At 72.7% G+C, this 13,880-nt stretch carries 10 protein-coding genes; 4 read left to right on the top strand and 6 right to left on the bottom strand.

The features are described 5' to 3' along the window. The first annotated feature begins 10 nt into the window (after nt 1–10). Nucleotides 11–1,201: a trans-sulfuration enzyme family protein gene (locus ACIBI4_RS06645; protein ID WP_399202510.1), complete on the top strand. Its 1,191-nt coding sequence runs from the start codon at nt 11–13 to the stop codon at nt 1,199–1,201. On the opposite strand, the gene ACIBI4_RS06640 is transcribed toward ACIBI4_RS06645, so the two are convergent. From ACIBI4_RS06640 to ACIBI4_RS06625, 4 genes are all read right to left on the bottom strand, one after another. Beyond that, complete coding sequence (locus ACIBI4_RS06640) at nt 1,143–2,663, bottom strand: GNAT family N-acetyltransferase (RefSeq protein ID WP_399202509.1); 1,521 nt, start codon at nt 2,661–2,663, stop codon at nt 1,143–1,145. The genes ACIBI4_RS06645 and ACIBI4_RS06640 overlap by 59 nt on opposite strands. 164 nt (nt 2,664–2,827) lie before the next feature. Next, nucleotides 2,828–5,524 (bottom strand): DUF6493 family protein, encoded by a 2,697-nt coding sequence (locus tag ACIBI4_RS06635; protein ID WP_399202508.1) that lies wholly within the window; start codon nt 5,522–5,524, stop codon nt 2,828–2,830. Next, nucleotides 5,521–6,948 carry an SWIM zinc finger family protein gene (locus tag ACIBI4_RS06630; RefSeq protein WP_399202507.1) on the bottom strand — a complete coding sequence of 476 codons (1,428 nt, stop codon included), beginning with the start codon at nt 6,946–6,948 and terminating at the stop codon, nt 5,521–5,523. The genes ACIBI4_RS06635 and ACIBI4_RS06630 overlap by 4 nt, the downstream gene beginning before the upstream one ends. 80 nt (nt 6,949–7,028) lie before the next feature. Next, on the bottom strand, nt 7,029–8,603 hold the full coding sequence (locus ACIBI4_RS06625; protein WP_399202506.1) for an alkaline phosphatase D family protein: 1,575 nt from the start codon (nt 8,601–8,603) through the stop codon (nt 7,029–7,031). A 242-nt stretch (nt 8,604–8,845) separates the two neighbouring features. On the opposite strand from ACIBI4_RS06625, the gene ACIBI4_RS06620 reads away from it, so the two are divergent. Together ACIBI4_RS06620 and ACIBI4_RS06615 are read left to right on the top strand one after the other, a co-directional pair. Next, nucleotides 8,846–9,271: a VOC family protein gene (locus ACIBI4_RS06620; protein WP_399202505.1), complete on the top strand. Its 426-nt coding sequence runs from the start codon at nt 8,846–8,848 to the stop codon at nt 9,269–9,271. A gap of 31 nt (nt 9,272–9,302) precedes the next feature. After that, nucleotides 9,303–9,980, top strand: coding sequence for a hypothetical protein (locus ACIBI4_RS06615; RefSeq protein WP_399202504.1), 678 nt, complete (start codon nt 9,303–9,305; stop codon nt 9,978–9,980). Here the strand turns inward: ACIBI4_RS06615 and ACIBI4_RS06610 are convergent. Next, entirely contained in the window at nt 9,956–11,452 is a 1,497-nt protein-coding gene (locus ACIBI4_RS06610) for a PLP-dependent aminotransferase family protein (protein ID WP_399202503.1), read from the bottom strand. The genes ACIBI4_RS06615 and ACIBI4_RS06610 overlap by 25 nt on opposite strands. Nucleotides 11,453–11,499: 47 nt before the next feature. On the opposite strand from ACIBI4_RS06610, the gene ACIBI4_RS06605 reads away from it, so the two are divergent. Continuing rightward, on the top strand, nt 11,500–12,468 hold the full coding sequence (locus ACIBI4_RS06605; RefSeq protein ID WP_399202502.1) for a DMT family transporter: 969 nt from the start codon (nt 11,500–11,502) through the stop codon (nt 12,466–12,468). On the opposite strand, the gene ACIBI4_RS06600 is transcribed toward ACIBI4_RS06605, so the two are convergent. Beyond that, nucleotides 12,418–13,845: an alpha/beta hydrolase gene (locus ACIBI4_RS06600; protein ID WP_399202501.1), complete on the bottom strand. Its 1,428-nt coding sequence runs from the start codon at nt 13,843–13,845 to the stop codon at nt 12,418–12,420. The two genes, ACIBI4_RS06605 and ACIBI4_RS06600, sit on opposite strands and share 51 nt — an antisense overlap. Between the last annotated feature and the right edge of the window lie 35 nt (nt 13,846–13,880).

Here is a 13,880-nt window from a genome sequence, read left to right as displayed (position 1 = left end):
GAATCGGGCCATGGCAACCGACGACATCAGCGCCGCACCCCTGGCGCTCGCCACCGAAGCCGTGCACGCCGGCCGCGAGGACCTCGCCGGGCTCGGGCTGCACGCCCCGCCGCTCGATCTGTCGACCACCTACCCCTCGTACGACAGCCGTGAGGAAGCCGCCCGGATCGACGCCTTCGCGTCGACCGGCGCCCTCGACGACGGCCCGCCGGTGTACGCGCGGCTGAGCAATCCGACCGTCGCCCGGTTCGAGACCGCCCTCGCACGCCTCGAAGGCACCGAGAGCGCTGTCTCGTTCGCCAGCGGCATGGCCGCCCTGACCGCCGTCCTGCTGGTGCGGGCGAGCCTGGGCCTGCGCCACGTGGTGGCCGTGCGCCCGCTGTACGGCTGCAGCGACCACCTCCTCAACGCCGGACTCCTCGGCACCGAGGTCACCTGGGTGGACCCGGCCGGGATCGCGGACGCCATCCGGCCCGACACGGGCCTCGTGCTCGTCGAGTCCCCGGCCAACCCCAACCTGCGCGAACTCGATCTGCAGGCCATCGCCCACTCCTGCGGCTCGGTGCCGCTGCTCGCCGACAACACCTTCGCCACCCCCGTCCTGCAGCGGCCGGTGGAGAGCGGTGCGCGTCTTGTGCTGCACAGCGCGACCAAGTACCTGGGCGGTCACGGCGACGTGATGGGCGGCATCGTCGCGTGCGACGAGGAGTTCGCGCGGGCGCTGCGGCAGGTGCGCTTCACCACGGGTGGTGTGCTGCACCCGTTCGCCGGCTATCTGCTGCTCCGCGGCCTGGCCACGCTGCCGGTCCGGGTGCGGGCCGCTTCCGCCACCGCCGCGGACCTCGCCGGGCGCCTGGCCGCCGACCCGCGGGTGAGCGCCGTGCACTACCCGCGGATCGGCGGGGCGATGGTCGCGTTCGAGACCGTCGGTGACCCGCACGAGGTGATCGCGTCGGTGCGTCTGATCACCCCGGCGGTCAGCCTCGGCAGCGTCGACACGCTGATCCAGCACCCGGCGTCCATCAGCCACCGCATCGTGGACGCCGGGGACCGCAGGTCCTCCGGGGTGAGCGACCGGCTGCTGCGGATGTCGGTCGGCCTCGAGGACGCCGAGGACCTGTGGGCCGACCTGGACCAGGCGCTCAGTGGGTCCCGGGATCGTGCGGAGCAGGCCGGACGGCGTACGGGCGCGGTGAGTTGACCGGCACCGTGTCGAGGCGGGCCGTGATCACCAGCGTGCCCTCCTCGATCTGGTAGTCGAGCGGCAGACCCAGGCCGCGCATCGCCGCGACCATCCCGGTGTTCGCGGCCCGGGTCACCGCGTACACACTCCCGCAGCCCGCCTCGACGGCCATCTCGACCAGGCGCTCCAGGAGTTCGGTGCCGATGCCGCGGCGCTGCCAGTCGTCCTCGACGAGCAGCGCCACCTCGGTCTCGTCGCCGTCCCACAGCAGATGGCCGAGGGCGACGAGGCGGCCCGAGGCCGTCTGTACGGCGAGCGTGCGGCCGTGGCGCGGGCCGAGCAGATGCTGCAGATACGCGTCGGCGTCACCGACCGGGCCGTGGTAGCGCAGCCGGAGTGTCTCGGGGGAGCAGCGCTCGTGCATCGCCTTGGCGGCGGTGACGTCGGAGAGGTCGGCGCGGCGCACCGTGATCGCGTTGCCCTCGGGGAGCGTCAGTACGTCCTGGGCGCGCGGGATCCGCGGTCCGAGCCGGGCGTCGAGCTCCACGAGGGCCCGGGCGCGGGCGAACTCGGTGGGCGTGAACGGCAGATACGGCCGTTCCACGACGATCTCACCGCCCTCCCCGTCCCGCAGCCGCAGCACACAGTCGTCGATCTGGCCCTCGACGGGCGAGGTCCTCGGCGTACGGGCCCGTGCCTTGGCGGGAACGGAGCGAATGGTGCAGCGGCCGAGCAACTGCCGCAGCGCGAGCGGGAGTTCCGCCGCGTCCAGGGCCGTGCGGGTGGCCAGGCCGAGCACGCGGGTGGGTGCGTCCACGAGGTCGTGGGTGTCGGCCCGCTCGATCCAGGTGCCCGAGCCGCCGGCCGCCGCGACCGCACGGGTGACCTCGGCACCGGCGAGCTGCTGCGGGGCGCGCAGCAGGAACTCGTCGACCGTGCCCTGCGCGAGCGGATGCGTCTGCAGGCTCAGGATGTCGACCTTCAGGCTCGCGAGCGCGACGCACAGCGCGGCGAGCGAACCGGGCTCGTCACGGACCGTGGTCCGCATCCGCCACAGTGTGGTTGCGGTCTCCATGGGTGCGGCTCCTGTCGAGGCCGCATGTGTGGCCCCTGCCGAGGATTCCGAGGCGGAACGCTGTGGGGTGTCCGACGCATGGGCTGCCCCGTCGACTGCCCGGCCGGTCGCCCCGGTCGCCAGGGTCGCCGCCGGTGGCGGTGCCGGAGGAGCGTGGCTATGTCGCCGTGCCCACCAGGTGTGGAACACGGCTGTGGCCACCAGCGCCACCGCCGAGGCGATCAGCATCACGGGACCGCGCGGCCCTTTGACCACGGTCTTCGCGATCGTGTCCGCGACCGCGACGGCCGTGAACAGGGCTGCCAGCTCCACCACGTCGCGGCGCCAGTGGTGGCGCCCCGTGCGCCGGTTGCGGGGGATGCGGAGCCGGGGCCGCCGCTTGGTCTCAGAGGTCACTTCCGTCATGACAGCACTGTGGACGATCGGTGTTGCGTGATCACGAACGCTTTGTGACTGAGCGGTTAAGTCGCCTTCTGTCCTTTTTGCCGTCGGATCGCTTCCGGAGGGCATCGGGAATCAGTCCAGGTGAGAGCACCCGTGACCGCCCCCCGCCCCCCCGGAGCTGGGCGCTACCTACCCAGCGCCTCGCGCAGCCTCCGCGCCTGAAGCTGCACCCGGGACTTCCCGGACCGGCCCGCCCGCTCGGTCAGCTCAGGTATCTCACCGTGCGCCCCGCAGTGTTCGACGCACTCGGCGCCCGCCTCCAGGAAGTCGCCCAGCGCCTTGGGCGGAATGCCGTCCAGGCCGAGCAGGCCCGGCAGGGCGGCGCGGAGCACCTCCCAGGTCGTGGCGTACGCGCCGGTGCCTGCCGCGGTCCGCAGCGCCTCGGCGATGCGTGCCGGCTTGATCCCGGACAGGGTGCACAGCGCCGCGATGTCCGCCCCGAGCCGCGCGGGATCGAGCGTGCCGCGAGCCGCGAGGACGAGGAGTGCGTCGACAGCTTCGAGGCGGGTCTGCGGCCGCGGCGCAGCGAGCCCGTACGCGACCGACAGGTGTACGGCGCTGCCGGCGGGACCGGGCGCTTCGGCGAGGGCCGGCAGGTACCCCGGCTCAGGCGGGTAGTCGAGGCAGGCCACGCCCGACATGAAGTACAGCAGGCGGGCCGCGACGAGCTCGGGAAGCGCGGGCAGCACAGCCAGGAGGTGCGGGTAGTGCGAGCTGGGGCTGTGATCGGGGGAGCCGGGGGTCACGGGACGGCCGAGATGGGCGATGGGGAGGCTGGAGTTCTCCTGCAGCCAGGGGAGATCACCGAGGGAGACCAGCACACGGTCGAAGTGGTGGTACTCCCTTACCTCGCGGTGCTCGGCCGGTCCGGTCGGCACTCCGCGCCGCAGATGCTCCGCGAGCTGGGTGCCGTGGGACGTACCGAGAGCCTCCGCCCGCTCGGCCAGATCACTCAACTCGCCGTCCGGCGCCGAGGTCTCGAAACGTACCCGCAGCATCGCCTGCCCGAAGTCCATGACACCGACCCGCGCCCCGAGCCGGTGGTACTCCTCCAGGCGCGCGACGAGAACCTCCGCCTCGATGGAGCCGGAGCCGTCCGTCGGCGTTGCCAGCAGAAACGGCGAGGGGGCCGATACCAGCCGGTGCGCGGCCTCCCAGCAGCGTGCGTCCCGCACCGCTGCCGGACCGCCCCGCGACCCCGTGCCGACCCATGTGCTCTGCTGCACCCTGCGGTGCACGACCTCCATCGGCACATCGCCGAGCACGGCCGCGACCAGGAGCTCGATCCCGCTCGAATGGAGATGGAAGGAGTCGTTGCGGCTGATCCAGTGCGCGGTGTTCTCCCATCCGCGCTGCGCGGCCGCCACCGGCCGCAGCGCCTCGACGAGGGCGGCACGGTCACGGTGCGCCTGCCGCATCAGACCGTCGAGCGCCCGCTCGAAGGTCACCAGGTCACGGGCACCACCGTCGGCGAGCAGCACACTCACGTCCTCCGCGACCTCGGCGGCGCTCGCCCCCGCAGGCGCGAACGGCACGGGAGCGGGCGCGGGCGGCAGGAACTCCTCGTACTCCGTGGCGAGTTCAAAGGAGTCGTCGCCGATCGGCTGCCCGAGGATCTCCGCGGCGCGGGGCCGCAGCACCGGCGCGAGCAGCTCGGCCGCCGTGGCCAGCTCCGCGAGCTGCATCCGGTCCACCGCCCCGCAGTACCGCTCCACCAGCTTGAGCGCCCGCTCCTGCACATCGACGGCCGGATGCCCGAACGCCTCCGCCGCCGCGGGCAGCAGTACCCCGGCCGCCTGCGGGCGCGCCTTGAGCACCTTGCCCAGCAGCACCAGCTGCGCCCGTACCAGCTTCTTCTCCGTACGGAAGAGCACGGCGCGGGTCAGTTCGGCGAGCCGGTCGTCCGACAGCTCGCCGTCGAGTGCCAGCGCACCGAGCACGGCCTGCGCGTAGGAGGCCACCGGGGAACTCGCGTCGGCGGCCAGCGCGGACCAGTCCGCGCGATGGCGGAGCTCCTCCTCGCGGGTCGGCGCCAGCTCCTCGAGGAGGGCGAGGAACAGCCGGTCGTCCATCAGCCGCCCTCCCCGCAGCAGCCGCGCCACGCACGAGTCGACCATGACCGCACGGTCCAGGCTGCCTTCACGGGTGAGCAGGGCCAGCGCCTGCGGCCAGGTCCGCTGCCCCTCCGGACCCGGGAACGTGAACTGGCTGTAGCTGCCGACCTCGGGCGTCGTGAAGTAGGCGGCCACCAGGGAGGTGAGATGCGGGTCGGACCGCAGCCGCTCGATCAGGGAACGGTGGCGATGCGTACGGAAGTGCGAGAACACCCAGCCGTGCACGTACGCCTCGGTGGTCGGCGCCGCGCACCCGGACGCCCGGACCAGGCCCGCCATCAGGTCGTAGGAGATGTCGGCCCTGCGCGGACGCTCGGCCAGCCGATGTGCCACATCGGCCTGCCACTCGGGCGCCCGGTCGGCGAGCACATCGAGCAGCAGACCGTGCGGCGGCTCGGTCCACGCGAAGTCGCCGGACGCCAGCCAGGCCGCGGCGGCCGCGGCACCGGACTGGCAGCCCGCCCCCGCCACGGCGAGCGCCCGCAGCCGGCTGCGCCATTCCCAGTTCCAGACACCGCGATTCGCCGTGCGGAGCTTCTTCAGCAGGTCCAGACAGGACCGCCGGTCGGGCAGATCGAGCTTGACCACGCACTGCGCGGCACGCTCCGCCTCGCCGCGCTGCACCGCCTCGTACACCTCGAGGACGGCGGGCCCCGCCTCGGCCAGGGCCGCGTCCACGGCACCACCGGTCAGCAGCCTGATGGTCATCGCGCTTCCCCCTCGGACATCTGCGCCGGCACGCTCGCCGACCGCTCCGGCAACCCGGCGCCGCTCCCGCCCCGCCGCACCAATCGCGCCGCGAGCGCATGCTTGCACGGGCCGCGCCCGCCCCTGTACTTGGCCCACCACGGGCAGGTGCAGGTCAGCACCTCACCGTCGGCGCGCACCCGGTGCACATGCTCGTCCCCGGCGCGCACGGTCGCCACCTGCCCTTCCCATGTGACCGCGCCGCGCTCCACCAGCGTGCGCGCATCCTTGAGCCGGGGGTTGTGCCGCTCCACGCGGCCGCTGTCGTACGGCAGTTCACGGTGGAAGTACGCCGCCTCCGCCGCGTCGTACCCCACCCGCCCCGACGTGCCCAGATGCACCAGGGCCGCACGCACCCGTGCCACGGACAGGCCTGCCGACGCTGCGAGCCGGTCCGGATCGATCCGTGGCTCCCAGGAGAGAAGCACCGAGATCAGCTCCGCGTCCTCGGCCGCCTCCGTCTCCGCGAGTGGGGTGAGCACTCCACCCTCGCCGGAGAACCCGCGCGCCACGTCGGGGGAGAGCGTCAGCGTGAGCCGCATTCCCGGCAGGACGGCCTCCCACGCACCGGCCGACGGTGCGGAGTCCACCGCGGCCGGCCCGTACACCCGAAGCGCCGTGGCATACCGCAGCACGCGTTGGAGTGCCGCGAGCCGCTCGGGCCCGGGAAGGCAGACCGCGCCCGGCACGGGACGCGTGGTCGGCCGCAGTCCGCGCCCGGCCGGGACCACCCACATCGCCCCGCGTGCGGCGCCACGCGCGCCCGCGCGCGGCAGCCCGCGCAGGAACCGCACCGCCTCGGCCGCCGGAAGCTCCGCCCGCAGTTCGAAGGCGGCGGCCGCGACCTGCGCCTCGGCGAAGCCGCGCAGCCAGCGGTCGGGGAGCGGCACCTTCTTCTCGACGACGGGACCATCGAGCGTGGTGACCGCCAGCTCCTCGGGTCCGACCCGCAGATGCAACGGATCGTCCGAGCCGACCCGGGACAGCGCCTCGCGCAGCGGATGGTTCACATCCACGTTCGTCGTGCCGTGCCCCACCTCGGCGCCGTCCAACCCGTCCGACAGCAGGTCCAGACGCGCCAGCACCCCGCCGCACCCCGAGAACGACTCGAACCGCAGCCGGTCGCCGCTGCCCGTCACCACCGGGTCGTACGAACCGGGCCGCTGCGGCTGGAAGTAGCGCGCGGCGGCCACATCGGCGACCGACAGGAGCGCGGCGGCCGCTGTCCGCGGCTCCGTCACGAAGCCGGCGAAGAAGCGCGGATGATCGACCCGGCCCGCGGGCGTGGCGCCGCGCGAGGTCTCGAGACCGAGCCGCTGCCCGAGCGGTCCCGACTCCAGCACGGAAGGGCGGTGATAGGCCACGGCCTGCAGTGATCGCGTCATGGAAAAGACCGTAGACGGCGCCACTGACAACGGCCGTGGCCCTCAACGAACCGCAGGCCGGAGCCGTTTGAGCGAGCGGGTCACTGCCCGACGCGACCCGGCTGCAGCACCTTCGTGAACAGCACAGCTCCCGTGTCCTCGCGCAGCCGCACGGTCAACTCGCCACTGCCGCCGTCGATGTCGACCTCACCGAAGTACTGCGGCGACTCCAGCGGCGAGACGTTGGCGCGCGACGGAGCCTTGAGGAAGGACTGCTCGGGGCCGAACGTCCCGTCCAGCTTCGCCGCGGGGAACCCGCCCGCGGCCAGCGGCCCGGACACGAACTCCCAGAACGGCGCGAAGTCCTTGAAGCCCGCCCGCTCCGGCGCGTAGTGCTGCGCGGACGTGTAGTGGACATCGGCCGTCAGCCACACCGTGCCGGTGATCCGCCGGTGCTTGATGAACCGCAGCAGCTCCGCGATCTGCAGCTCACGCCCGAGCGGCGCACCCGGGTCGCCCTGCGCGACCGCCTCGTAGTTCACCGAACCGTCCGCGACGATCAGCCCCAGCGGCATGTCGGACGCGATCACCTTCCACGTCGCACGCGACCGCGCCAGCTCCCGCTTCAGCCACTCCAACTGCTCGGCCCCGAGGATCCCGACGGGGTCGGTCGTCTGCCGTCCCGGCGAGTTCTGGTTGCGGTACGTACGCATGTCGAGCACGAACACGTCGAGCAGCGGACCGTGGTGCACGACCCGGTGCACGCGTCCCTCCTCGCGCCCCGACAGAGTGGACACGGGGAAGTACTCGCCGAAGGCCTGCTTGGCCCGCGCCGCGAGGACGTCGACGCTCTTCTCCGTATAGCGGGCGTCCTCCAGGATCTCCCCGGGGTACCAGTTGTTGCAGACCTCGTGGTCGTCCCACTGCACGATCGAGGGGACCTCGGCGTTGAAGCGGCGCAGGTTCTCGTCGAGCAGGTTGTAGCGAAACGTGCCGCGGAACTCGGCGAGCGTCTCGGCGACCTTCGCCTTCTCCTCGGACGTCACGTTCCGCCAGACCCGGCCGTCCGGCAGCGTCACCGACGGCAGGATCGGGCCGTCCGCGTAGACCGTGTCACCGCTGCACAGGAAGAAGTCGGGGGACCGGCGGCGCATCTGCTCGAAGATGCGGTAGCCGCCGAGATCGGGGTTGATGCCCCAGCCCTGGCCCGCGATGTCGCCCGACCACACGAAGCGCACATCGCGCTGCCGCTTCTCTGGCGCCGTGCGGAAACGGCCGGTGACCGGGCGGCTCGTGCGGCGCGTGTCGTCGGGGTCGGCGAGCAGGACGCGGTAGTGGATCTCCTCGCCCGAGGGCAGTCCGCGCAGTCTCGTCGTCCCCGTGAAGTCGCTGCCAGGGCCGAGGAGCGGCCCGTGCCATCGCTTGGTGCGGTGGAACGACTCGGTCGCCGAGGTCTCGACGATCATCCGGGCCGGCCGGTCGGAACGCACCCACACCAGACCCGAGTCCGTCGTGACGTCCCCGCTCTGCACCCCCCAGTCGGCGCTCGGCCGCCCGGACAGGGCGAGCGCGGGCGCGGCGCCGAGCGTGGGCAGCGCGAGCGCGGCGGACGCGGCGAGCGAACCGCGCAGGACGGAGCGGCGGCCGGGGACGGAACCCTGCTGACCCGATGACATCGATGAGCCTCCTCGGAGGAAACCGGCAACGTTGCGGAACAGACCTACTGGTGCGGCACGGCACTTGTGCGAACCCCAAGTGAACAACTCCCTTACCGCACAAGGGAACACGGCACGCGCTGCGCATCATTCGTACGACCGGTGCGCGGCCGCTCCGCTCCCTGGGACCTACGCCTCATCCGCGCAGGTCCTAGGGCCGGCGCCCGATGACCGCCGAGTGTCGCCGCCCTACGCTCACGATCATGACGATCAACCACCGCAGCCACATCCGTATCGCCCGCCCCTCCACGGACCTTGCCGCCGCCGAACGGTTCTGGGTGGAAGGTCTCGGTCTCAGCGTCGTCTGGCGCTCGTCGGGCGATCACGGTTCCGGCGACCCCGGTTCCGGCGGTCACGATCTGCTGATGGCCGGTTGGCCGGACGCCGACTGGCACCTGGAGCTGGTCCACGACCCGGCCCACCCCGTCATCCCGCGCCCGACGGAGGAGGACCTCCTCGTCGTCTACCTCGACGGCCCGGTCCCCGACGAAGTGGTGGCGAGGCTCGAACAGCACGGCGGCAAGCGCGTGGTGTCCCCGAACCCGTACTGGAACGAATGGGGCGTCACCATCGAGGACCCCGACGGCTACCGCCTCGTGCTGTCCACCCGGTCCTGGTCCAACGCCTGACCCGGAGGACGCCCGCGATAGCGTCCTGCGCATGACGCTGCACTCCGACGCGCCGACCGTCCCGCACGACCTGGCCCTCTCCGCGGGCCAGGGCCGCCGAGCACGCCTGGTGGCGGACCTGATCGTCTGGCTGCTGCCGCCCGTCTATCTGGCGGTGACCGCGGTGCTGGTGCGGTCCGGCGCCCTGTCGGACGCGCTGATCTTCGGCAACCTGTTCACTCCGGCCGTCAGCGCCTTGGTCGCCTTCTACTCGGCCACCGGCTGGCACGTCCAGGTCTCCGGAGAGGGCCTGCTCACCGCGCGCACCCTGTCCGGCCGGCGCACGGTCGACCTGACCCGTCTGACCAAGGTGGGCCGGATCGAGGTCCCCGGGCAGGTCGGCAGCCCCGACGACCGGCTCATCCTGACCGACGCCCACGGAGTGCGGCTCATCGTCCACAAGGTCAAGGGCGGTACCGGCACGGTCGACCGGACGGTGCGCCGCGCCCTCCTGGAACGGCCGGTCGACGCCGGGGTGATCCTCTCGGCGCAGGCGGCCGACCGCCTCGACCTGACCGACGAGGTCGAGCGCGCCAACCGCAAGATGGTGCCCGGTCGTTCAGTGCCGGACCGGGTGCACGCGTGGATGCCGATCCTCTCCCTGCTCGCCTTCGCCCCCGTCTGCATCGGCCTCCTCCTCGCCGGCTACGTGGCCGCGGGCAGCCCCTGACCGCCGCTTCCGGCTCCGTCCCGCACCACGCGCGCGAGGATCCGCACGGCTTCCTCGATCCGGTACGGCGCCGACTGCGCGTATCCGATGACGAGCCGCACCCGTCCGTCCGCGGGCGTCGACGACGCGTACCCGTCCAGAAGCCGCACCGCGAGCCCCGCGTCCGCCGCCCGCGCCACCAGGACAGGGCCCGCGGGACCACCCGCCGGCAACGCGGCGATCACATGCAACCCCGCGGCGATCCCCGTCACCTCCGTCTCCGGCAGCTCCCTCTCCAGCGCCGCCACCAACGCGTTGCGCCGCTCCCGGTACGTCCGCAGACAGCGCCGCAAGTGCCGGTCGTAGTCGCCGCGTTCGACGAACCGGGCCAGGGCCTCCTGGTCGAGGACCGGATTGCCGAGGTCCATGAGGCGCTTGCGCGCCACGACCGCCTCCGCCAGATCCTCCGGCACCACGAGCCAGCCCAGCCGCATCCCGGGCGCCAGCGACTTGCTCACGGAACCGGCGTACGCCACATGGTCCGGGTCCAGGCCCTGCAGCGCGCCGACGGGCGCGCGGTCGTAGCGGAAGTCCCCGTCGTAGTCGTCCTCGATCACCAGACCGTCCACCGACCGCACCCACGCGAGGAGTTGGGTGCGCCGCTCGGGGGAGTAGCCGATGCCCGACGGGAACTGGTGCGAGGGCGTGGCCACCAAAGTGCGCACACCGTGCTCGCGCAGCCGCGCGAGGTCCGGACCCTCCGCGTCCAGCGGGATCCGTACGGTCCGCATCCCCGAGTGACCGAACAGCTCGGCGTGTTCGGGGCTGCCCGGGTCCTCGGCAGCCACGGTCCGCTCCCCGCGTGCGTACAGCACGAGCCCGAGCAGCGTCATCGCCTGCGACACCCCGGAGCACACCACGACCCGCTCGGGATCGGCGACCACGCCCCGACGGCGGGCGAGCATCCGCGCCACGGCGGTACGGAGCCGGGGCACACCGCGTGGATCCGGGTAGCCGAGCGCGGCGTTCGGTGCCTCGGCGAGCACCGCGCGCTGCGCCGCGGACCACGTCGCCCGCGGGAACAGGGAGAGGTCGGGCACGCCGGGCAGCAGGCTCAGCGGGACGTCGGGCGCCTGCTCGGGGGAGCGCGGCCCGCGAGCCGCCTCGTCCGTGACGGCCACCGCGCCGCCCACCCACGTGCCCGACCCGCGCCCGGCCCGCAGATACCCCTCGGCGGTCAACTGCTCGTACGCCTCCGTGACCAGGCCACGGGAGACCCCGAGGTCCGCCGCGAGCGCACGGCTCGCGGGCAGCCGCGTGCCCGGCGCGAGCCGCCCCGAGCGCACCGCCTCGCGCAGCGCGGCCTGCAGCGCCTTGCCGCGTGAGCGCGCGGGCACGGTGGCCGCAGGGAGCAGCAGCTCCCACGCGGTCGTCCACGCCGATGCTCCCGAAGTGGCGCCCGTCTGTGCCGAATTGGTCCCCGATACCGTCATGAAAGTGGACCTTAAACCGGACCGCACGGCTGCCTAACGTCGGCCTCATGCAACGACCGACCTCCTTCGCCCTCTCCGCCACGGCCCGTGGCGGCCTCCTCGCCGCCTTCGCCTGCTGCCTCGTCGGCGCCTCGTTCACCGCGAACAGCGTGCTCGGCGACTACCCGTACGCGGGTGGCCAGTTCCTGCGCTACGGGCTGGCCTGTCTGCTGCTCCTGCCGCTCCTGGGCCGCGGCGGCCTGGCGCCGCTGCGCCGCCTGACGCGCCGCCAGTGGGGACGGCTGGCCGTGCTCGCCGCGGTCGGCATGGTCGGTTTCAACCTGGCCGTCCTCTTCGCCGAGCGCAGCGCCGAACCGGCCGTGCCCGGTGTCTTCGTGGGCTGCGCGCCCGTCGTCGTGGCCGTCCTCGTGCCGCTGCTCGGCTCCCGCAGGCCGACCCGGCCCGTTCTGTACGGTGCGCTGCTCGTCGCGGCCGGTGCGTTCACGGTGCAGGGCTGGGGCCGCACCGACGCGGCAGGCATCGCGTTCTCGGTGTGCGCGCTGCTCGGCGAGGTGGGCTTCGCGGTGATCGCCGTCCCGCTGGTCCGCCCGCTCGGACCCAAGCTGCTCTCGGCGACGGTCTGCGGCATCGCCGCCGCCGAGTCCCTCCTGATCGGGCTCCTCGCACAGGGCGGCCAGGCGGTACGCGTCCCGACGCAGGCCGAGGCGCTCGCCCTGCTGTGGCAGGCGGTGATCGTGACGGTGATCGGGTTCGTGTGCTGGTACGCGGGGATGCAGCGGATCGGCGCCGAGCGAGCGACGCTCTTCTCGGGCCTCATCCCGGTGGCCGCGGCGGCCACCGCACCACTGGTCGGCACGGGCCAGTACGGCACCGCTCAGGCGCTGGGCAGCGTCCTGGTCGGGCTCGGAGTCGCCCTGGGATCAGGGGTGTTCACCAGGAAGCCCGCGCCCACGCCCGAGGGCGAGTCAGGGCCCGGGGTCTTCCGCCGGGCAGGACATGCGCGAGTGCGGCAGTGATCCGTACAGCAGGAACTCATTCACGTTCTGCTTCGCGCACTTCGACTGGACGTAAGCCACATGCCCGTCACCCTTGAAGTCGAGTACGGCAGCCTGGCCGCCCAGCCGCGCGGCGGTCTGTTCCGTCCATTGGTAGGGCGTCGCGGGGTCTCCTCGCGAACCGACCAGGAGCATGCGCGGAGTGTCGACGTCCTGGATCTGCCGGATGAAGGCGCTGCCTCTGGGCTTGCCGTAGCACATGGCGACCGCCGCGATCAGGCTGTCCCCGAAGACCGGTGAGGCCTGCTCGAACGCGGGCTCCAGGTTCTGGAGGTCCGCGAGGTTCTTGACGGTGAACGGGTCCGGATCGTCAGCACAGTTCACCGCGGTCAGGGCGGTGAGGGAATTGTCGGCGGGTATCTCGTCCGCCTCCGCAGCGGCGGCTTCGGAGGGGGCGCGTCGTAGCGCGGCGCCGTTCCCCTGCGCCCCGAGCATGTCCAAGAACGGCCCCGGGTCCTTCTGCTGGGCCAGCGGCTCCAGGGCGGCGGCCAGCGACGGCCAGGTGCTGCTGCGGTAGAGGCTCTCGCTGAACACACCGACCAGTGCCTCACCGCTCAGTTCCGCACCATCGCTGCCCTGAAACGGCTTCTCGTTCAACTCGGTGACCAACGCGGCCATACGGGCGCGGGCGTCGCGCGTATTGGTACCCAGGCCGCATTCGCCGCGGGCCACACACCAGTTGAGGAAGTCATCCAGCGCGCCCTGCCGGGCTCGGGCCGTGGCCATCCAGCGTTCCGGACGGGTGACGGTGAGCGAGTCGACACCGTCGAGGACCATGCGGCCCACGCGGTCGGGTGCCTGGGCGGCGTAGGTGGCGCCGAGCCGGGTGCCGTAGGAGAAGCCGAGGTAGTTGAGCTTCCTGTCACCAAGGGCCTGCCGGATGACGTCCATGTCACGGGCCACATGGATCGTTCCCATGTAGTCCAGCAAGGGCCCCGAGGCCTTGCGGCACTGCTCCGCGCGTTGGTCGAGGACGCGCGCCAGTCGTTCGGCCGCGGCGTCGTCCGTGCCGTCTGCGCTGTCCGTGTCGTCCGCGTCGGAGTCGACGTCGTCGGCGACCGCTCCGCTGCCGCAGGAGACCGGATGGCTGCGTCCGACCCCACGCGGGTCGAACGACACCACGTCGTAACCCTTGCGCAGGTCGCTGAATTCTTTCGCGCCGTCCATGAGCAGTCCCAGCCCCCGCTCGCCCGGGCCACCGGGGTTGAGCACCAGGGAAGCGCGCTGCGGGCCGGTCGCCGGCAGACGTCCGAGGGCCAGGTCAAGGCTGCCGCGGTCCGGTGTCGCGTAATCGAGGGGGACGGTGACCCGGCCGCACTGCATGTCCTCGGGGACCATGGGTTCGTCGTCGCATGCACCCCATGTGACGGTCT

Origin of the sequence: Streptomyces sp. NPDC050418 (genome assembly GCF_044458745.1) — a bacterium.
In the GTDB taxonomy this organism is placed as follows: Bacteria; Actinomycetota; Actinomycetes; order Streptomycetales; family Streptomycetaceae; genus Streptomyces.
This window is presented reverse-complemented; position numbering and strand designations above follow the sequence as displayed.